Source organism: Exiguobacterium sp. SL-10, from assembly GCF_004337025.1.
In the GTDB taxonomy this organism is placed as follows: domain Bacteria; phylum Bacillota; class Bacilli; order Exiguobacteriales; family Exiguobacteriaceae; genus Exiguobacterium.
In genome coordinates, this window is the sequence record NZ_SJUP01000002.1 from 88,687 (window position 1) to 108,242 (window position 19,556).

The 19,556-nt window shown below is 52.6% G+C and carries 15 protein-coding genes; 5 read left to right on the forward strand and 10 right to left on the reverse strand.

The genetic code is table 11. From position 1 onward, the window contains the following. Window positions 1–22 precede the first annotated feature (22 nt). Window positions 23–832, forward strand: a complete 810-nt coding sequence (locus tag EVJ33_RS03390; RefSeq protein ID WP_131434464.1) for a hypothetical protein — start codon at window positions 23–25, stop codon at window positions 830–832. Here EVJ33_RS03390 and EVJ33_RS03395 read toward each other — a convergent pair. Together EVJ33_RS03395 and EVJ33_RS03400 are read right to left on the reverse strand one after the other, a co-directional pair. After that, window positions 820–1,479 carry a C39 family peptidase gene (locus tag EVJ33_RS03395; RefSeq protein ID WP_131434467.1) on the reverse strand — a complete coding sequence of 220 codons (660 nt, stop codon included), beginning with the start codon at window positions 1,477–1,479 and terminating at the stop codon, window positions 820–822. The two genes, EVJ33_RS03390 and EVJ33_RS03395, sit on opposite strands and share 13 nt — an antisense overlap. A 73-nt stretch (window positions 1,480–1,552) precedes the next feature. Continuing rightward, the gene (locus EVJ33_RS03400) at window positions 1,553–2,929 is read right to left on the reverse strand and encodes a YjiH family protein (protein WP_236634519.1); all 1,377 of its coding nucleotides are present in this window, start codon (window positions 2,927–2,929) and stop codon (window positions 1,553–1,555) included. 275 nt (window positions 2,930–3,204) lie between these two features. On the opposite strand from EVJ33_RS03400, the gene EVJ33_RS03405 reads away from it, so the two are divergent. Continuing rightward, window positions 3,205–4,197 carry an LLM class flavin-dependent oxidoreductase gene (locus tag EVJ33_RS03405; RefSeq protein ID WP_131434469.1) on the forward strand — a complete coding sequence of 331 codons (993 nt, stop codon included), beginning with the start codon at window positions 3,205–3,207 and terminating at the stop codon, window positions 4,195–4,197. Window positions 4,198–4,238: 41 nt separating this feature from the next. On the opposite strand, the gene EVJ33_RS03410 is transcribed toward EVJ33_RS03405, so the two are convergent. Then, on the reverse strand, window positions 4,239–4,550 hold the full coding sequence (locus tag EVJ33_RS03410) for a hypothetical protein (protein WP_131434471.1): 312 nt from the start codon (window positions 4,548–4,550) through the stop codon (window positions 4,239–4,241). Window positions 4,551–4,702: 152 nt separating this feature from the next. On the opposite strand from EVJ33_RS03410, the gene EVJ33_RS03415 reads away from it, so the two are divergent. The 3 genes from EVJ33_RS03415 (at window position 4,703) to EVJ33_RS03425 (ending at window position 9,318) form a co-directional block, all read left to right on the forward strand. Further along, the gene (locus tag EVJ33_RS03415) at window positions 4,703–7,885 is read left to right on the forward strand and encodes an EAL domain-containing protein (RefSeq protein ID WP_131434473.1); all 3,183 of its coding nucleotides are present in this window, start codon (window positions 4,703–4,705) and stop codon (window positions 7,883–7,885) included. A gap of 144 nt (window positions 7,886–8,029) precedes the next feature. Beyond that, window positions 8,030–8,890, forward strand: a complete 861-nt coding sequence (locus tag EVJ33_RS03420) for an MBL fold metallo-hydrolase (RefSeq protein WP_131434474.1) — start codon at window positions 8,030–8,032, stop codon at window positions 8,888–8,890. Beyond that, window positions 8,890–9,318: a GNAT family N-acetyltransferase gene (locus EVJ33_RS03425; RefSeq protein ID WP_201739658.1), complete on the forward strand. Its 429-nt coding sequence runs from the start codon at window positions 8,890–8,892 to the stop codon at window positions 9,316–9,318. Before EVJ33_RS03420 ends, EVJ33_RS03425 begins: the two co-directional genes overlap by 1 nt. A 28-nt stretch (window positions 9,319–9,346) precedes the next feature. Here the strand turns inward: EVJ33_RS03425 and guaC are convergent, their stop codons facing one another. From guaC to EVJ33_RS03460, 7 genes are all read right to left on the reverse strand, one after another. Then, window positions 9,347–10,330 (reverse strand): GMP reductase, encoded by a 984-nt coding sequence (gene guaC / locus EVJ33_RS03430; protein WP_131434477.1) that lies wholly within the window; start codon window positions 10,328–10,330, stop codon window positions 9,347–9,349. Window positions 10,331–10,532: 202 nt separating this feature from the next. Next, window positions 10,533–12,587, reverse strand: a complete 2,055-nt coding sequence (locus EVJ33_RS03435; RefSeq protein WP_131434479.1) for a PAS domain S-box protein — start codon at window positions 12,585–12,587, stop codon at window positions 10,533–10,535. A 108-nt stretch (window positions 12,588–12,695) separates the two neighbouring features. Next, window positions 12,696–13,880, reverse strand: coding sequence for an MFS transporter (locus tag EVJ33_RS03440; protein WP_131434481.1), 1,185 nt, complete (start codon window positions 13,878–13,880; stop codon window positions 12,696–12,698). 137 nt (window positions 13,881–14,017) lie between these two features. Next, on the reverse strand, window positions 14,018–15,274 hold the full coding sequence (locus EVJ33_RS03445; RefSeq protein ID WP_131434483.1) for an MFS transporter: 1,257 nt from the start codon (window positions 15,272–15,274) through the stop codon (window positions 14,018–14,020). Between the two features lie 125 nt (window positions 15,275–15,399). Beyond that, a complete protein-coding gene (locus EVJ33_RS03450; RefSeq protein ID WP_131434485.1) occupies window positions 15,400–17,409 on the reverse strand; it encodes a catalase in 2,010 nt (669 codons plus the stop codon). 134 nt (window positions 17,410–17,543) lie between these two features. Continuing rightward, entirely contained in the window at window positions 17,544–18,206 is a 663-nt protein-coding gene (locus EVJ33_RS03455) for a hypothetical protein (RefSeq protein ID WP_131434487.1), read from the reverse strand. Window positions 18,207–18,256: 50 nt separating this feature from the next. After that, window positions 18,257–19,462: an NAD(P)/FAD-dependent oxidoreductase gene (locus tag EVJ33_RS03460; RefSeq protein ID WP_131434489.1), complete on the reverse strand. Its 1,206-nt coding sequence runs from the start codon at window positions 19,460–19,462 to the stop codon at window positions 18,257–18,259. Window positions 19,463–19,556: the final 94 nt, after the last annotated feature.

Genomic DNA, 19,556 nt, shown 5'->3' on the forward strand with positions numbered 1-19,556 from the left:
CGAGTAGAGAGGATGTGGCACGATGGATCAGGTACGTGTGCTATTGCAAGATGCGATTCGATTTCAACAAGCGCTCATGACGTCGTCGTTTCAGACGGAGCTGATTGAGGGGGCATCCCCGGTCTTATGGTACGGGAGGCCGACAGAGAAACAGTGGCTCACCATCGGGACGAATCCGTCGCGCGGCGAATTTTTCGAACGGGACGGGACCGTTCGTAAAGGAGAGTCACAAAAGTTCTATTGGCGTGACGAATCACTCGATGTCTACTTACAAGATGAACGTGCGCTCGAAGCGACGCTTGACTACGCCGCGACTTACTTCGAGGCCGGACGGGCGACGACGAGCTGGTTCGGCAAACCGGGAGGGGCGAAGCTCGAAGCCATACTTGAAGGAATGGGCCGCTCATTTTACGACGGATCCGCGCTTCATGTCGACTTCTTCAAATATGCGACGTGGGGTCAGATGGGTCAATTGCGAACGGGACGTCAATGGATGGAGCACCCGACATCGCTCGATTTGCTCGAACGGACGATTCGTCATGTCAATCCGTCCCGTGTGATCGTCCTTGGGCGAGAAAACTGCGCCGTGTTCCCGGGTTTCACAGATCAAGGGGAAGTCGAGGCGTATCCGAGTGCCCGGTTCGAACTCGGCTATCATGCGACGCTCGGTATCCCGATGATCGGGTTACATTTCAAACCGTCCGAAGTGTTCGTCGGTCTCGGGAACGGTCGAGATGCGTTCGGGCTCCACCATGGTTCGTATGCGAAACGGGAGCATATCATCCGAATCGCAGCGGCAATCGAGGCGAGCGCTCGTCATTATTTCGGCTGAACGTCAAGCTTTGGCGGATGAACGCGCGTGATGCTGCCCCAAAAGTTGAACTCGTTGAAATCGATATAGCGAATATCACGTGACCGGTTATCGAGCACCTCGAGCAAGATGACGTCGGGAAAGCCGGGTTTGCGGAAGATGATGTACCCGATTCCAGTCACAGAATGGTTCTTATAAAAACCGTTCGCCATATTCAAGATGAAGGGACGGTTTGCCGCGAGTTCACGCTCGAACGTCGACCATTTCCATAAATAACGTGAGCTGCTGTGCCCGTTGTAGCCGTAATGGGCCCACAGTTTTGTGACGATTGTACTGATTCGTGTCGGCGGTGTGCCTTTCTCGTCTTTAAATTGATGGGCGAGCGCAATCTTACGCGCATCTCGTTGAATCTCGATCACGTCCTCAGGGATGCGTTCATAGCCAAGGTCATGGTAATAGCGAAAAATGGCCGTCATCGAGGTAAGCGTACAATTGTTCTTGCCGCCGTTGAACGCTTTTTGAAGTAACACCGGAACCCCGCTGATGTGTTTCTCGCTCTTGACCGTCCAATGGCCATGATAGCGGTCGTTCACATAAGCGACAGGGTCGACGATGCCGGCATAGCCTTTTTTCGCGAGCTCGAGCTGACCTGCGTAATGATGTTCCATGACGTACCTCCTTTTTCTTTAGTATACAAACAACGCCTCTTCTCAGGAAACGATGAGAAGAGGCGTTGTGACGTCAGAAGACCAAGTGGGCAATCCCGACGATGATTGGTAAGGTGATAAACGTCCGAAGCAAGAAGATGAGGACGAGGTCAAAGAATGAAATCGGCAGTTTCGACCCGAGGAGTAATCCACCGACTTCCGACATGAAGATGAGCTGCGTGACCGATACCGTGGCGATGACGAACCGCGTCAACTCGCTCTCGATCCCGCTTCCGAGCACAGCCGGCAAGAACATGTCGGCGAACCCGACGACCATCGTCTGGGCCGCGGCTTCGGCTTCCGGAACTTGGAGCAACATCAAAATCGGTTCGAACGGTTTACCGAGAATCGTGAAGAGTGGCGTATATTCTGCAATGACGAGCGCGATCGTCCCGACCGCCATGACGACCGGCAAGATGCCGAGCCACATGTCGAGCACGTTTTGGAAACCGTCTTTGAGCGTGGCGACGGCCCCTTTGCTCGATTTAGACTTCAAGAGTGCTTGGCGCAACGCCCATGTGCGCATCTTCACGTTAGCCGGCACCGGTTCTTCTGGTTTTAATTCAGTTTCTTCGTACGGTGTATCCGCCTTTTTCGACAACGGATAAATTCGAGGCATAATCAACGCTGCGACAATCCCGGATAAGACAATCGCGCCGTAGTATTGCAAGAAGTAAGCGTCGAGCTCCATATACGATAAGATGACGATGGTGAACGTGATCGAGACGACGGAGAATGTCGTGGCGATGACGGCGGCTTCTCGTTTTGTATAGTAGCCGTTTTCATATTGTTTCGTCGTTAACAAAATCCCAATCGTCGCATCTCCGACCCAAGATGCGAGCGAGTCGAGCGAGGCCCGTCCTGGAAGTTTGAAGAGCGGACGCATCACTTTAGTGAGCATCGTCCCGACATATTCGAGCAACCCGAAGTTCAACAGGAGCGGGAGCAACATCCCGGCAAATAAAAACGTCGCGAATAAAATCGGAATCAAATCATACAACAAGAGTCCGCCTGTAAATTCGGATGTGATCATCTCCGGTCCAATCACGAGAAGCGTCATCATTCCGGCAATAAAACCGACGACTCGCATCCCGAACCAGAACGGTGTGACGTTGAACAGTGAATTGAAGTGCGGTCGCTCTAAAATGAACGCCGGTTTAGCCAAATACGTCCACAATGACCCAAGCACCGAGATGCCCATCATGATGACGGCAAGCGTCGGAACGGTCCCGCCGATGAGGTCGATCAGCTGATTCGACAAGAGTGCGACCGGAATCGTAAATCCGTCCTCGGTCGGGACAGGCACGATGAAGAATAAAGTACCAATCAGTGATGGAAAGATGAACTTAAAATAATCCCAGGATGTGAACATCGGCCCGCCTTGACCAGGCCTGTTTGGTGTCTGATTCATGTTTTTTACCCCTTTTCCCCGAAAAAAGTAGTTGGCGCGCTTCACTTGCATGTCCCCATCATGCTTGAATGAATCGCTATAAAAGAATAGTTTCTTCTCGTTCATTATAGAGAAGAGGATACGTAGCAGGCAACAACTCGTTGCAATTTTCTGAAAAAAGAGAACGCTCTCACGAGCGAACTGCTCGTATTCTCGTGCTCACTTTAGTATGATGACGGCGAGTCTTACAAATTCGAGATATTCACCATATATACTTTAAGAACGGAGCGATACAGATGAGATTAAGTGTACTCGATCAAGCGCCAGTGACATCTGGCCATACGTCAGAACACGCGCTGCAAAGTGCGGTCGAACTCGCCCAAGTGGCAGAGGAACTAGGTTATTACCGGATGTGGATGGCCGAACATCACGGCGGTATGTCGTTCGCGAGCTCGGCACCGGAAGTCGTTGCGGCTTATATCGCGGCGAAAACAGAACGGATTCGTCTCGGATCCGGTGGGATCATGATGATGCACTATTCGCCGCTCAAAATGGCGGAAGTGTTCAAGACGCTCAGCGCGCTAGCGCCGGGACGGATCGACTTCGGGGTCGGCCGGGCACCGGGCGGGGATTCTAACGCCATCTACGCGATGTCGCAAGGTCAAAAGCCGATGATGGACGGTCTATATGAGAAACTCGGGACGACGTTGCAACTGATCAACGATGAGGCACCAGACGAACGGTGGTACAAGAATACGCCGGCCGCTCCGACCGGAGTGACGCTTCCAGAGGCGTGGCTCCTCGGGTCGAGCGGGAACAGCGCCATCCAAGCAGGACGGATGGGGCTCGGCTATTCGTTCGCTCAGTTCTTTAATGGGGAGTTAAGCGTCGCTGCGCTCGATGCGTATCGTCATCACTTCACCCCGTCCGCATTCATGGAGAAGCCGGACATCAGCGTGACGTATCTCGTCACGACGGCTGAGACGGAAGAAGAGGCCGAGTATTTGGCCCGCCCGTCGGATTTGTCGCGCCTGTTTTTGATGAAGGGCCAGCTCCGGCAATTGCTTAGCCCGGAGGCAGCGCGCGATTATCCGCTCACCGAGATCGACAAGATTCAAATCGCCAACAACCGGAAGATTCATCTTGTCGGGACACCGAAGCAGATTGCGACACAACTGCAAGAAGAGTCGGCCCATTATGGATTTGATGAGGCGATGATTTGCAGCATCCAACATACACAAGAGAGTCGACTGAACGTCTATCGTCTCCTCGCGAAAGAGCTTCTCTGACCAAAACGCACCTGTCCTAAAATGGATAGGTGCGTTTTTGATTAAAGAAACAGTTGCATGAGGACGAACAAGGCGACAAGTCCGCCAATCGAGACGGTAAAGAAGACGGCGGCCGAGCGTTCGTGGTTGCGGAAGATGGTATAGAGTCCTACGATAAACGCTCCAAACGCGGCGGCGATAGCTAAGATCGATACGACGGCAGCCCACCCGTTGTCAAATAGCGTGTCGAGATTGAACGGTTGACCCGATTGGACGATGAGGGCAAAAACGATTAAGAGAGAGAACACAGCGAGCAACAAGAGGACCGACCATTTCCCTGGGCGTGTCTGTGGATAGACGTTTCGACTGAGCATGATGGTTCACCTCGCTTTTGCGACTTTTACCTATCTATACCCGTTTTCCCGTACACCTTAAAAAATGTTTTCCCTTTTTTTGAACGGTTTCGTGAACAACATCGTCTAAAACAACTAAACTAGAAGAAACGGAGATTGGCTGGAGGTACAGTATGCAGCAGATGAAGATTGATCCGCATTACTTGTTTGATGTTTTCGTTCATCTATACCGGATGGTGTTTTTGATGGAAGTGACGCCTGACGGTTATCGTTACGTGCGTGTCAGTGAACAGGGGAAACTGGCGTCCTCGCTTCCGGACGACGTAGGCGGACGTTACTTGCACGACATGTATGCGGCCGAGGTCGCCAACGAGCTGATTATGCATTATGACGAGGTCGTCGCCTCGAACGAACCGGTGTATTTCATATCGAAAATGAATATTGACGTCAATACGGCCCGTTTCGCCTCATCCGTGCTCATGCCACTCGAGGACGAGGCTGGAGAGGTCCGGTACGTCCTCGGATTGACGACCGATTTATCGGAAGAGGCGGAAATGAAACTGTTGAGCAGTATCGAAAATATCGACTACTTGACCGGAATGCCGAACTTGATGAAAGTGAAACTCGAGCTTGAGAAGTTATTCCTTCGGCAAGAAACGGAAGCGACGAGCGTCATGCGCCTACACATCAATCGATTCAAGATTATCTTATCCCTCCAAGGCGTGGAACAGTCATATCGCTTGATCAAAGAGATGACTCGGCACTTGTCGAATCTATTGCCGAAAGGCTCGATCATCGGTCGCGTCGACGGGGAAGATTTTATCGTCGTCTTGCCGTACACATCAATTGAGACGGCGACGATCCATGGGGAGCGATTGCTCGCGGCCATTGCCGACTACACGTACCAAGTTGCCGAGACGGAATTCGCCTTGTCCGGCTGTCTCGGCATCAGCGCGGGGATCGAGGATGCTGACCGGGTCATCATGAACGCATCGACGGCGCTCCTCGAAGCGAGGCAGGCTGGGAAACAAATCATCAAAGTGTACGAGAAAGATGATTACGTGCAGCACTATATCGATGAGATGACGATTGAGATGGAACTCGCCAAAGGATTGAAGGCGGATGAACTGAGCGTCGTCTATCAGCCGAAAGTCAGGTGTCAGGACGGGATGGTTCATTTTGAGGCGCTCGTACGTTGGCAAAGCGCGGCACTTGGGAACGTCTCGCCGGAAACGTTTATTAAGATTGCTGAAAAGTCACTTTTGATTGAGGACATTACCGAGTTCGTCTTGGACCGGGTCTGTCGTGACATGATCGATCAGCCCGACTTGTTTGAAGGACGGCGTGTCGCAGTCAACGTCTCGCCGATATTGTTCCGCCAAGACTATATGAAGCAGCTACTGCCAATCCTCTCGACATATGGGCTGCTCCCGGAGCAGTTCGAGTTTGAGATCACAGAACATACGCTCATGCAAGAACCGCTCCTCGGCATTCAAACGGTGGATTATTTGAAAGTGGAAGGGTTCCGGATTTTAATTGACGATTTCGGGGTCAGCTATTCATCGCTCAACTACTTGAAGATGTTTGATATCGATGGCATCAAGATTGACCGTTCGTTCATCAATCAATTGGATCAAGACAACGGGTTGAAAGAGTACGAGATCGTCAAACTGATCGTCTCACTCGCCAAGAAATTGAGTTTAGAGGTCACGGCTGAAGGTGTGGAGACCGAGGTGCAGTATCGCACGATTGATCAGCTCGGATGTGATGAAGTCCAAGGATACTTCTTCAGTCGCCCCCTTTTACCATCTGGACTCAAGCAGGCGCTTGAAGCGCTCGTCGCGCAACATGCGGCACTACGTCACGAACAGCCTGACCCAACCTTACTGATGACGTCACTCGATGAGACGGAGGCCGAACGGTTAAAGGCGATTCTTCGTCTTGAAATTTTAAACACCCCGCGAGAAGAACGGTACGACCGGATTTCACGGCTTGTTGCCCGCACGTTGGACATGCCGGTCGCACTGATTTCGATTTTGACGACAGATCAACAATGGATTAAATCCTGCCAAGGGGTCGCGCTTGAAAGTCCGAGCGTGGAACGGAAGTGGACGTTGTGCGATCGTGTCGTGACAGGAAAATCAGCGCTCGTCATCGAGGATGTACGAACGTTCGAGGCGATGACAGTCAGCCCGTTATTCGAAGGAGTCGGTTTTTATGCCGGTGTGCCGCTCTTGACGCGAAGCGGTCACGTCATCGGGACGTTATGCGTGACCGACGAACGGTCGCGTCGCTTCGATGCCGAGGCCCTGCAAACACTCGAAGATTTCGCCAGATGGATCATGGCGGAAATCGAATTGACCGAGCAAGCGCGGGCGCAAACCCGGCGTCAACAGACACTCGAGTCACTCTATGAAGTGACGGCCATCCACGAACCGTTCAGCGATAAATTGAAACGGATCCAGACGGTGCTCCGTGAATGGATCGGGTATTCCCACGCGCTTGTTTTCTCGACGGAGTCCACACATCGCATCTTATCAAAGGATGGGGAAAGCAAACTCGATTGGAAGAGAGACGAATTGCAGCAACTGCACGCCTTGACGACGATCGGTCATCAAAAGTTGGACCGGAACGAACTCGTCATTGAAGGTGTCGAGTTTGCCTCGATGGTCAGCCTGCCTCTAGCGAATGAAGGGAAGACGTTCGGATGGATTGTCTTTTTAGCTGAACAAGGGAGCTTGGACGATGTCGCCGATTCGGTGACGATCAACGAGATGACCGATACAATCATGCTCGTGACCCGTTGGATGGAAAACGAGATTCGGCGTGAACGCAAACATCAAGAAGTGATCGAGCTCATTACCCAAGACGGGCTGACGAAGCTGGCGAACCGTCATTCGCTCATGACCGATTTGAGACAGAAAATGAATCGGAAACAGGCGGTCGCCCTCCTGTTTATCGATTTGGATGATTTTAAACAAGTGAATGATTCCTATGGTCACTTGATTGGGGATGAAGTGCTCATCGAGACGGCGAAACGAATTCGCGCATTCAGCCAAACGGTTTCAGGGAAAGCGTATCGATTTGCGGGCGACGAGTTTTTAATCGTCACCGAAGCGGAGCCAGAAGCGCTCGATCCAAACAAGTTTTGTGAGTTGAACCATATCATTTCCCAGGAAATGATGGTCGGGAACGGCTTGAGGCTAGGATTGTCTGCAAGTGTCGGTGTCGCCTACTCTAAGATGGACCAAACCTCGCTCGACACGATCATCCACCATTCGGACGCGGCGATGTATGTCGCGAAAAGCTGCGGTGGGGACGGATACTACGTTTACGACTCATATCATGAGGGCTGAAAAGGAGATGGGAAATGAGTAAACTATGGTTGATTGAAAGGTTACCGGGGAGCGGGAAGACGACATTCACCGAACACGCGTCAACGATAGACGGAATGTGTATGAAACGTTGAATGTATGATGGAGAAAGGAGTGAGCAAGGATATGCAGATACTGAAACAACATTCTGACCACTTTTGGTATATGACCCCCGTCGCCGAGACCGATCGTCCGATTTTAGGAGCTGTTGTCGGCGATACGCATACGCTCATGATTGATGCGGGAAACTCCGAGGCACATACGAACTTGTTTTTAGATGCTTTGGCCGGACAAGGAATCAAACGTCCGACGCTCGTCGTATTGACGCATTGGCATTGGGACCATATTTTCGGATTGTCAGCGCTGACGGACACCGTCTCCATCGCGAGCACGGCGACAAAGGCAGGGATCGAGCGACTGCTCCCCTATTCGTGGGACGATGTGGCGTTGGCTGAACGGGTCGAGGATGGGCGTGAGATCGCATTTTGCGCGGAGGCGATTCAACTCGAGTACGGTGAGGACCGATCGATGCGAGTCGTCTTACCGACCGTGACGTTCGAAGATACGCTCACGCTCGACCTCGGTGGGGTCCACGTCCTCTTGAAGCATGTCGGTGGAGATCATGCCGCCGATGCAGTCGTGGCCTATGTGCCGGAGGGAAAAGTGTTGTTTTTAGGGGACGCCTTGTATGCGAACCTTTACGCACCGTCTTGGCGGATGACACCAGGACAGACGCTTCGTCTGTTAGACGTACTCGACCAGTTCGATGCCGAGGCGTATGTTTGGTCCCACGGTCAAGTCGTGACTCGTCCCGAATACGAAAAAGATCGCGACGTATTACGTAGTTTGGCCCAGATTACTCTTGATTTCCCAGGAAATAAAGAGTTAATAACCGCTCAGTACGAACATTTGACGGAGTGCAAAGTCGACGAAGAAGAGGAAGAACTGATTTCGTTCTTTGTGAACGGTTCAAACGGTGAAGCATAATGGAGATTAAACGGATTCATGATGAAGACGAGGCGTTCCAACAATTACTGACGAATCGATTGCGGACGTTCAATGACGTTCATTCGCTCCACCATCGCGAGATTCGAAATACGGATGTCCCGGTCGTCCAATTGAAAGTGGAGCAGGACGGGGACATGATCGCGGGGTTGTTCGGGAGCGTGTATTGGGATTGGTTCGACTTAGACCGACTATGGGTCGCGTCAGAACATGTGGGAGCAGGCCTAGGGAGCCGTCTGCTCGAGGAAGGGGAGCGGTTGGCCCGTGAACTCGGGGCGACGCGCGTCAAGTTGACGACGTTCTCCTTTCAAGCGAAGACGTTTTATGAGCGCTTCGGCTATGAAGTCGCCGGCGTGCTCCATGATTATCCGCCGGGATCGGACTACTATATGATGACGAAGCAGTTATAAAAAGGCGACTCGCGCGAGTCGCCTTTTTTCAATATACTTTATCCCCGTTAAAGATTGAATTTTTTACCATGACGTAATCGACGGTGCGCAAGGCATCTAGATTGTCCCCACCCGAGTAGGAGATGGCCGATTGGAGGTCTTGTTCCATCTCAGTCAACGTGTCCTGGAGCGCCCCTTTATGCTCGACGAACACTTTCTTGCCTTCGACGTTTTTCCGTTCCCCTTTTTGGAATTCAGAAGCCGAACCGAAGTATTCTTTGAGCAGCTTCCCGTCCTGCTCGAACGTCTCACCTGGAGATTCGTCGTGGCCGGCGAACAACGAGCCGATCATGACCATCGATGCGCCGAATCGAATCGATTTGGCGATGTCCCCATGTGTCCGGATGCCCCCATCCGCGATAATCGGTTTTGTCGCCGCCTTGGCACACCAACGAAGCGCGGCGAGTTGCCAACCGCCCGTGCCGAAGCCTGTCTTGATTTTCGTGATGCACACTTTACCTGGTCCGATCCCGACCTTCGTCGCATCCGCCCCGGCATGTTCAAGTTCCCGGACCGCTTCCGGTGTCCCGACGTTGCCGGCGATGACGAACGAGCCTGGAAGGTGGTGTTTGATATGTTGAATCATCCGGATGACTGCATTCGAGTGGCCGTGCGCGATATCAATCGTGATGAATTCTGGCGTATGTCCCGTTTCGGCGAGCATCTCGACGAACCGATACTCATCTTCTTTCACACCGACACTGATCGATGCATACAAACCGCGTGCATGCATGTCTTCGATAAACGTCAGTCGCGTCTCGGGATGGAAGCGATGCATGATGTAGAAGTAACCGTTCTCGGCGAGCGAGAGTGCCACGTTCTCATCGATGATGGTTTGCATATTGGCCGGAACAACCGGAAGGCGGAACGTGAAGCCACCGAGTGTGACGCTTGCATCACATTCAGAACGACTATCGACGACACATTTTGCAGGAATCAATTGAATATCTTCATAATCAAACACTTTATCCATTGCATACACCCCTATTTACGAACATTATTATTGGTTTGACTAAAAATACTTCGCCCATTCGGTAATGTAACGTATATTCTGCTGAAAGTCAAAGGAATATAGTAAATAATCGTATTTTTACGATACAATAACCCATTTTTCATTAATAATGTTCGTGTTTAGTCCGAAAATATTAATGTTTCACGTGAAAAAAGACCGCTTGTCAGCGGTCCTGAAAAATGACGTATTGGTTTCGGCCGTTCAATTTTGCTTCATACAAGGCGAGATCGGCTTGTTTGAGTAGGCGTTTTATTGTCACAGCAGATTGATAACACGCGACGCCCACACTCGACGTCGTGGTAAACGTATGCCCTTCGATTTGCCACGGGTGTTGAAGCGAGGCGATTAGTTTTTCGGCGACAAGGTCAGGTGCTGACGGATTGGTATAGCGAATCAGCACAGAGAATTCATCGCCGCCGAAGCGCGCGATGATGTCTTGTTTACGCAGCGTCTGTGTAAGGCGATGTGAGAACTGTCGAAGCAGTTCGTCTCCAATATCATGTCCGAGCGTATCATTGATTTGTTTAAAATGATCGATATCGAGGGAGAGGATAGCCAATTCTTCATCGTCCTCATCGATTCTCGAGAGCGCCTCTTCCAAATACGCCAGGAAGTAACGGCGGTTCGGGAGAACGGTCAACGGATCATGATAGGCTAAGTGCTTTAATTGTTTTTCGAGTACTTTTCGCTGCATGATCTCACGAGTGACCGTCAAATAGTGGAGCAACGTCGTGTCTTTGTAGATGGCTTGAATTTTCGTTTCAAGCCAAATCCAACTGCCGTCGTGGTGGAGGTGACGAAACTCGAGTGTGAGCGGTTCACTACCTTCTGTCATCGCTTGGAGCTGCTGTCTTGTGGCCAAGACGTCCTCCGGGTGGATGAAGTCGAGTGTGTTCTTTCCTTCGTAGAACGTAGGGGCATATCCGAGGACGCTCTGATGCGACGGCGAGGCGTAACGGACACGTCCGTTACGCTCGAGGATACAGACGAGGTCACTCATATTTTCGGTAATCAACCGGTATTGCGTCTCACTTTGACGCAACGCTCGTTCCATCTCCCGCTTCTCGGTCATATCACGAAGCACGGTCATCACCGCGGTCGTTCCTTCATAATCAATCAATAAACTGCCGATATCCATATGTAAGTGCTGACCAATAGGCGTGACAAGGACGATTTCTGTATCTTGTACGGAATCGCCAAGTTGCAAGGTGGCAAGGCGTTTTTTTGTCGACTCATGATATTCCACAGCGACATAAGTAAAGATGGAGGTATTTTTAACGTCTGCCTCCCCGATTGTCTTTAACGCCAAAGCGTTCGCATATAAAACGATTCCGTCTTTATGGACGATAATCCCTTCTGGAATTGTCTCGATGAGCTGACGATAGCGGCGTTCGCTCTCTTGTAGAGCCCGTTCGGCGTTTTTCTCCGGTGTATGGTCGATGATGATGGCAAATAAGCCGGTAATGTTGCCGCCGACCTCGATCGGGATATTCAAGATGGCGAGGTCGAGCGCTTCACCCGTCTTTTGATGTGCCGTAATCCCGTACTTGTGGGGTTTTCCGGATAAAGCAAACTGCAGTCCTTCACAGACGAGCGATTGTTCCGAATCCGGTAGCCAGTCGAGGAACGAACGGTTGATGAAATCGGCCTCGCCATAGCCGGTGATGTTTGTAGCGGCGGGATTGATTGATTTGACCCGAAGCTCCGGGTCGAGCACAAAAATACCGTGGGGCGAGTAACGGCGCAACGATTCGTGCTGGTCACGTAAAATCGATAGCTCGAGTTCACGCCGTTTCCGCTCCGTCACTTCCCGGACGACCGAGATGATATGGGTGCAGGCACCGGATTCGTTAAATACTGGCGTCACTTCAGATTCGAAATAATGAAGTGGCAACAAGATTACATCTTGGTACTCGAGTGTTTCCGAGTAGAACGAATCCGCGAGACGATAGTCTTCATAAACGATGCTCTTTCGTGCGCGAATCGCCTCGTCATAATGGTGGATAACGAGTGCGGCCGTTTCGGCCGACACCATGTCGCCGACACACTTTCCGACGTCAGCGTCTGTCCAACCGATGGCACGTTTCCCCGGCTCGTTCACAAACACATAGCGATAGGTGGAACCGTCCACTTCCATGAAGAACACCAAATCTGAGATTTTGTCGAACGTCTGGAGCAGGATGGAAGAATGGTGTTGGATCGTCTGATCGGCGCGCATAATGTCCCTCATTTCCGTTAATTTTTTGACACGTCATTTTTATAGTACAACAATCATTCGAAAAGATGTGTGAACATTCAAAAAAAGACAGGACTATGGAAAGTCCTGTCAGGCGGCTTGCTTGAGGCGATCTCGCTCTTGGCGGCCGTTCATCATGTAATACAAGAAAATCGTGAACGTGACGACACCGGCGAGCAACAGATAGATGGTCGAGAAACCGGTCAGCGGGATGAGTAGCCCGATGAAATAAGGACCGAAGCCGAGACCGGCGTCGAGGGCGATGAAGAATGTCGACGTCGCCATCCCCATCCGTCCAGGTGAAGCCGCCTTGACGGCGATGGCCTGCGTCCCGGACTGGATATTGCCGAAGCCGAGTCCGATCAACGCGCCGGCGAGCAAAAGGCCCAAAGCGCTCGTCGCTTGACTAAGGATGAACAGTCCGACTGCAAAGATGAAGATGGCCGGATACATGACGACGTTGGCGCCACGTGCGTCCATGAGCCGTCCCGTGATCGGACGTGACAACAAGACGGAAATCGAATAGACGAGGAAGAAGACGCTCGCCGCCTCGACGAGGTCGAGTTCGGTCGCGTAAAAGTTGATGTAAGACAAGACACTCGAAAAACTGAGGGCGGCGATCGCGATAATGAGCGCGATCGGTAACGCCTTCGGTTCGACGAACGCTTTTAATGACAACCCGCGGACGATTTCCGGATTGTCAGCTTCCGGGACGTTGACGAACAAGGCACTTACTAAACTGACGACACCGACAACGAGACAGGCGATAAAGATGGTCGAGAAACTCGTATATTGGCTCATCAGCAAGCCGACGAACGGACCGATGGCAGTGGCGAGTGTCGAGCTCATGCTGTAATACCCGATGCCTTCGCCCTTACGTGCACTAGGGATGATCTGGGCGACGATTGTCCCGGTCGCCGTACTTGATAGTCCCATACCGAGACCGTGTACGAAACGGGTGAATAGTAAGAAGCCGACACCGAGGTCGACGAAATAGAGCAGGATTGTGGCCGTGAAGAAAGTCAACCCGATGACCAGCGTCTTTCGCCGACCGATCGAGTCGATCAATCGACCGATGAATAGTCGACCAACGAGCGTCCCGATGATAAAGATCCCGGTTACGAGTCCGGCCTCACTTGTCGTTGCACCGTACGTCTCAACGGCATGGACGCCAATCGTTACCATGAGGAGGAAGAAGATGAGCGTCAAGAAGAAGTTGACGAGCGAGATGATGAGGAAGTCTTTCGTCCATAATTTTTGTGCGGTCAGTTGCATCGGCGATGACGCCTCCTTATTTGTTTGAATCTAAATAGTTAGTAAACATAACTAAAGGAGTATAGCAAATTGAGAGAAACTTGTCAGAGGAGACGCATTTTGCATAAAAAAACCGATGCGCGCGAGCGCATCGGTCATCAGGAGAGGTGACGGCGGTACCAAAGGACGATCGGTACGAGAACGAGTGAAACGATTCCGCCAAGCAGAGATAGCATCAAATAGCTCGACTGGGACGCGATGATCCCGGACAGCATGCCACCCGAAGCACCGGATAAAGCGATCCACACGTCAATCGACCCTTGCGTTTTGGCCCTCGTCTCAGGTGTCGTCGCATCGATCAAGATAGCGGTTCCGCTGATCAGGCCGAAGTTCCAACCGACACCGAGCAGGACGAGTCCGACAATCAATAAGAACAGCGAGTCAGCCGGGGCGAATGCCGCGACGACACCGGCGAAGAATAAGGTCACCCCCGAAGCGATCGCCATGACTTCGCGACCGACTTTGTCGACGAGCACGCCGGTCACGAGCGACGGTAAATACATCGCTCCAATGTGGAACCCGATGACGAGCCCGACGGCGCCGAGCTCGTGACCATGGTGGCGCATATGAACGGGTGTCATCGTCATGATGGCGACCATCACAATTTGGCTGAGGATCATGACGAATGCACCGACGTAAACACCACGGCTGTCATGCGTCGATTCAGCCGGATGGACAGACGTGTCGATGGTTTCTTGCCGTTTCGACTCGATGGCACGGGCGACGAGGAGCGGGTCGGGGTTCAAGAATACGAGCAAGATGAGGCCGGCGAACAAGTAGGCTACTCCGGCGAGTAAAAAGGGTCCCGATAGTGTCGGCAACCCGAGCCCATCGGCGACACGTCCCATCGGCTCGACCAAGTTCGGCCCGGCGACAGCCCCGAACGTCGTCGAGACCATCGCGATGCTGACTGCGGTCGCTCGCTCGTTCGCATGCGCTAGATCAGTCCCAGCGTAACGGGCTTGGAGGTTTGTCGCTGTCCCAGCCCCGTAAACGAGGAGTGAGAGGAATAAGAGCGTTACGCTCTCGAACGTGGCAGCAATGATGACACCGACAGCTCCGACAGCCCCGGTCAAGAATCCGGTCGCCAGTCCGAAACGGCGTCCGACTCGCTGCGACATCATCCCGATCAAAAAGGCGGCAGCGGCGGAACCGAGCGTGAACAGCGCCGTCGGTACGCCCGCGTATGCGTCGGTTCCGAGTAAATCACGGGCCAGCAAGGCGCCGACTGTGATCCCGGCGGCGAGTCCGGCCCCGCCAAAGATTTGAGACAACACGACGACGAACAACGTCCGTTTATACAGTCGGCGTTGTTGCGCGGTGTCGCTCACATAAGGATCGATCTTATTCCGCATGATAGGATTCCTCCTCGATAGATATATACCCCACCTAGTATATCGCTAGAGCGGAGGAGAAGGAAGGGAAGCGCATAAAAAGGATTCGATCCGTCGAATTGGGTCGAATCCTTCAATTGTTCAGATTAAGCGCGGTCCCAGAACCGCCCTTGCGCGATGCCATCGATAAACGTATCGAAGCCATCGAGACTGTGCTCTTTGAATGTATAGACACCTGGTTGGTCCGTCTTGACGCGGCACTGGTTGAGCACCGAATCATCATGCAAGTGAAGCGCGAGTGGCTTGAAGTGCTTATACGTATTCTCGATAAATTCGAGGACGTCGTCTTCGACCGAAGTCGCGGTGCTGACGAGGAAAGCCGCATCGAACAGGCTCGAGTCGACCGTATCGTACGTCTCTTTCACTTTGAGGTCGCCGAGCGTATACGACTTCTTCCCGACGAGACTGTAATTGACGTTGTTGTCAGCGAGCACTTGGACCCACGCCTTCACTTGTGCGGCATCGACGTCTCCGGCGAGCAGGACAGCGACGCTCTTCGTGTCCGGTTTCGCGATTGTATTGGCCATGCTGAGCGCAGGTGATTTTTTGTCCGAGACGACTTCATTGTTCTCGGCGGGTAACTCGACACCGAGGTTGTCCGCGACGACCGAGGCGAGGTGACGGTCGATGTGATTCAATAGGTCGACGGCGTTCTCTTTCACCATGTCCGACTCACACTTGCCGAGCTCAAAGCTGTAGGCGGCTTGAATGTGTTGTTTCTCGACGTCGGTCATACTGCTATAAAACATTTTGGCTTGCGAGTAGAAGTCGAGGAAGCTGTCGCTCCGGCCACGAATTTTATGCCCGTCTACCTTCTCTTGATAGTGCTCGAACCCGCCTTGATCGGCTGGAACGGGCTCCGGTTGATTGTTGTTGAGCGCGTTTTTATGGTAGCTTGTCTGTCCTTTATGGACAGCCATCTGATGCATGCCGTCGCGCTGGTTGTTATGGAACGGACAGACCGGCTTATTGATCGGGAGTTGATGGAAGTTCGGTCCGCCGAGACGTGATAACTGGGTATCCGTGTACGAGAACAGGCGCCCTTGGAGGAGCGGGTCGTTCGAGAAGTCGATACCCGGCACAAGGTGGCCCGGGTGGAACGCGACTTGCTCCGTCTCGGCGAAGAAGTTGTCGACGTTGCGGTTGAGCGTCATCTTGCCGACGAGTTTGACCGGCACGTCTTCTTCCGGCCAGAGTTTCGTCGGGTCGAGGAGATCGAAGTCGAACTTGAACTCATCTTCTTCCGCGATGATTTGAAGTCCGAGCTCCCATTCCGGATAATCGCCTTTATCGATGGCCTCGTACAAATCGACACGGTGGAAGTCGGCGTTCTTGCCGAGCGCCTTCTGCGCCTCGTCCCACACTAGTGAATGGACGCCGAGTTTCGGTTTCCAATGGAACTTGACGAAATGCGCCTTGCCATCTTTGTTGACGAGTCGGAACGTATGCACACCGAATCCTTCCATCATACGCAGGCTACGCGGGATGCCCCGGTCGCTCATCGCCCACATGACGTGATGAGCCGTCTCATGGTTTTGACCGACGAAGTCCCAGAACGTGTCGTGGGCACTGCCGCCTTGCGGTACTTCCGTGTGCGGCTCTGGTTTCACGGCATGGACGAGGTCCGGGAATTTAATCGCGTCTTGGATGAAGAAGACGGGCATATTGTTCCCGACGAGGTCGTAGTTGCCTTCATCGGTGTAGAACTTCGTCGCGAATCCGCGAACGTCGCGGACGGTGTCCCCAGAACCGCGCGAACCTTGCACCGTTGAAAAACGGACGAATACAGGCGTCACTTTCGACGGGTCGTTCAAGAAGTCGGCTTTCGTATAGTCGGCGAGCGACTCGTACACTTGGAATTCCCCGTGGGCCCCGACACCGCGCGCATGCACGATCCGCTCCGGAATCCGTTCGTGGTCGAAATGCGTCATCTTCTCACGGAAATGGAAGTCCTCGATGAGCGTTGGTCCGCGGCGCCCCGCTTTGAGCGAAAACTCATCCTCCGCCATCTTCAGACCTTGGTTCGTTGTGAGCCCAGCTTTCTGCTCGTTGTCGATCATATGTTGTTTTAACTGTTCTTCTTTCTTGTTCCCCATGTTGTTGCCTCCCCTTTAAGTATGCACGCACGCTGTAAACCACGATTTGGCCTACGTAACGAGTTTTCCCTAACGAACTGAGAAAAAACCCCCATTTTTAAAATGGGGGATGAATGTAATACGCAAGGTCAACATTATAAGGCGGCCCAAACGTTCTGCTTTAAAACGATTTGCTGGACGGTTTCCGGATTCAAGTCGTATTTGGTGGAAATGGTGCGGGTCACTTTCGCTTTCAAGTCAGGGTCATCTGATTGCTCCGCTTCATAGACACGATTCCAAGCGTGCCAGACGCGTGCTTCCTTGTCTGAAAGTTGTGTGTCCCACTCCTTCTCTTTCAATTGCCAGCCGAACGTCATGTCCTCATAAGCGCCAGGGTCTACCTGATCAGCCAGACTCCAATCACCTTCAGGGGAAAATACGGCCTCACCGAGCGGGGAGGCTGTACCGACATAGGCTTCGTGGTCATAGAAACGGATGAGGGCGGCTTGGAACGTATCGCGCGCGGTCACCTCATCAATGACATCCTGACTGATGGACTGGAGCATCTCGACGTCGGGTTGGCCGTGGACGACGACGTCATACGCATAGCGGACGGCCTCGTCTTCTTGCACGGGCTGTCTCGCTTCGATTGTATAACTGCCTTCGTCATGCGTCTCCTCGGTCTGCGCGACCGTGTCATCGATCCCATCTTTGGCAGGTTCATGTGGCCAGGCGTAAACGGTCAAGGCGATGGCGGGGATAAAGAGCAACCCTCGCCTCAGGCGGTACACCCATTTCGGTTTTCGTTTCGTCGTCATGATGATCACTCCAATTCATATGTATAGAAAAATCCCCTGATGTCAGGGGATCAACGTGTCCGATCTAATCGTACAATGCGAGCATCTGGATTCTCGATTCCGCGCACTAACTCACTCAAAATTTTAGAACCTAGCATGCTGTAGACTGTTCCGTTGCCTCCATACCCGAGTAAATAAAACAGGTTCGGACGGTCCGGATGTTCCCCGATAAAAGGTAGCTGGTCGATCGACTCACCGAACAGGGCCACCCAGGCGTATTCAACTGTCAACTCATACATCGGGAACAAAGTCTCGACTTCTTGTCGCAACCGCTCGGCCCGCTTTTGAATGAGCGCCTCATTATGTGGCGTCTCTGCTTTTTCTTCATCGAGCCCGCCGGCGATGATGCGGCCGTCCACGGTCGTCCGTAAATAGAGATACGGTCGTTTCGTTTCCCAAATGAGCGCTTGTCCGTCCCACTCTTTAAAATCAGGCAGTGGATTCGTGGCGATGGCATAGGAACGATTGAGCTCGATCCGATGCGTGTCGAGGAGCGGGGCCGGACGATAGCCGGTCGCAAAGATGACGTGTCCCGCCTTGAACGTTCCTGCTGGTGTCAGCACGAGCCAGTCGTCTCCGTCGGCGACGACTTCCGTGACGTCCGTCTCTTCAAAGATGGGGACGTTCTGTGTCGACAAGTAACGGACGACCTGTCGGCTGAGTGTGAGTGGATTGACCTCAGCATCGTCGTTCGTGATCAAGCCGGCCGGTTTATCGAACGGGTAGCGTTCTTGTAACGCCTCCCGGTCGAGCCATTCGGCCGCGAGTCCGTGTTTCGTCAGCATCTCATACTCCCGTTTCAATTTGGAGACATCTGCCTCGCTGCTGGCGAAGCAAAGACTGTCACGCCGGATATAGACGTCTTTGGCGTCGACGGTCTCGGCGACCTCGTCGAGCGCATCGACCGCCTCGGCACACAGTTTATAGAAGCGGACCGCATCTTCTTCACCGATTTGTTCAGCGAGTTCATGCAACATGATGTCGTTCGAGTATTGGATGAGTCCCGTGTTCGCGGCCGTGCTCCCGGCCCCGACTTTCCCTTGGTCGATGACGGCGAAATCGACACCGTCCTTGTGAAGCGTATAGGCCGTCAGCGTCCCGGACATGCCCGCGCCGATGACGAGTACGTCGTAGCGCTCTTTCTTAATCGGTTTTTGTAAGACAATCTGTTCCGATTCTGTGACCGGCCAATATAAATTCCCATTATGCATCTCCATGACGTCATCCTCCGATAATCAGCATCTTCTACTTAATCCCCGAATTTCACGAATGAAAACGCCAAAAACCGCAGACGACGTGTCTGCGGTCTCA

Excerpts from the sequence above, each read along its gene's own strand:
- EVJ33_RS03390 (WP_131434464.1), top strand. The coding sequence starts at position 23 with ATGGATCAGGTACGTGTGCTATTGCAAGATGCGATTCGATTTCAACAA.
- EVJ33_RS03395 (WP_131434467.1), bottom strand. The coding sequence starts at position 1,479 with ATGGAACATCATTACGCAGGTCAGCTCGAGCTCGCGAAAAAAGGCTAT.
- EVJ33_RS03400 (WP_236634519.1), bottom strand. The coding sequence starts at position 2,929 with ATGAATCAGACACCAAACAGGCCTGGTCAAGGCGGGCCGATGTTCACA.
- EVJ33_RS03405 (WP_131434469.1), top strand. The coding sequence starts at position 3,205 with ATGAGATTAAGTGTACTCGATCAAGCGCCAGTGACATCTGGCCATACG.
- EVJ33_RS03410 (WP_131434471.1), bottom strand. The coding sequence starts at position 4,550 with ATGCTCAGTCGAAACGTCTATCCACAGACACGCCCAGGGAAATGGTCG.
- EVJ33_RS03415 (WP_131434473.1), top strand. The coding sequence starts at position 4,703 with ATGCAGCAGATGAAGATTGATCCGCATTACTTGTTTGATGTTTTCGTT.
- EVJ33_RS03420 (WP_131434474.1), top strand. The coding sequence starts at position 8,030 with ATGCAGATACTGAAACAACATTCTGACCACTTTTGGTATATGACCCCC.
- EVJ33_RS03425 (WP_201739658.1), top strand. The coding sequence starts at position 8,890 with ATGGAGATTAAACGGATTCATGATGAAGACGAGGCGTTCCAACAATTA.
- guaC (WP_131434477.1), bottom strand. The coding sequence starts at position 10,330 with ATGGATAAAGTGTTTGATTATGAAGATATTCAATTGATTCCTGCAAAA.
- EVJ33_RS03435 (WP_131434479.1), bottom strand. The coding sequence starts at position 12,587 with ATGCGCGCCGATCAGACGATCCAACACCATTCTTCCATCCTGCTCCAG.
- EVJ33_RS03440 (WP_131434481.1), bottom strand. The coding sequence starts at position 13,880 with ATGCAACTGACCGCACAAAAATTATGGACGAAAGACTTCCTCATCATC.
- EVJ33_RS03445 (WP_131434483.1), bottom strand. The coding sequence starts at position 15,274 with ATGCGGAATAAGATCGATCCTTATGTGAGCGACACCGCGCAACAACGC.
- EVJ33_RS03450 (WP_131434485.1), bottom strand. The coding sequence starts at position 17,409 with ATGGGGAACAAGAAAGAAGAACAGTTAAAACAACATATGATCGACAAC.
- EVJ33_RS03455 (WP_131434487.1), bottom strand. The coding sequence starts at position 18,206 with ATGACGACGAAACGAAAACCGAAATGGGTGTACCGCCTGAGGCGAGGG.
- EVJ33_RS03460 (WP_131434489.1), bottom strand. The coding sequence starts at position 19,462 with ATGGAGATGCATAATGGGAATTTATATTGGCCGGTCACAGAATCGGAA.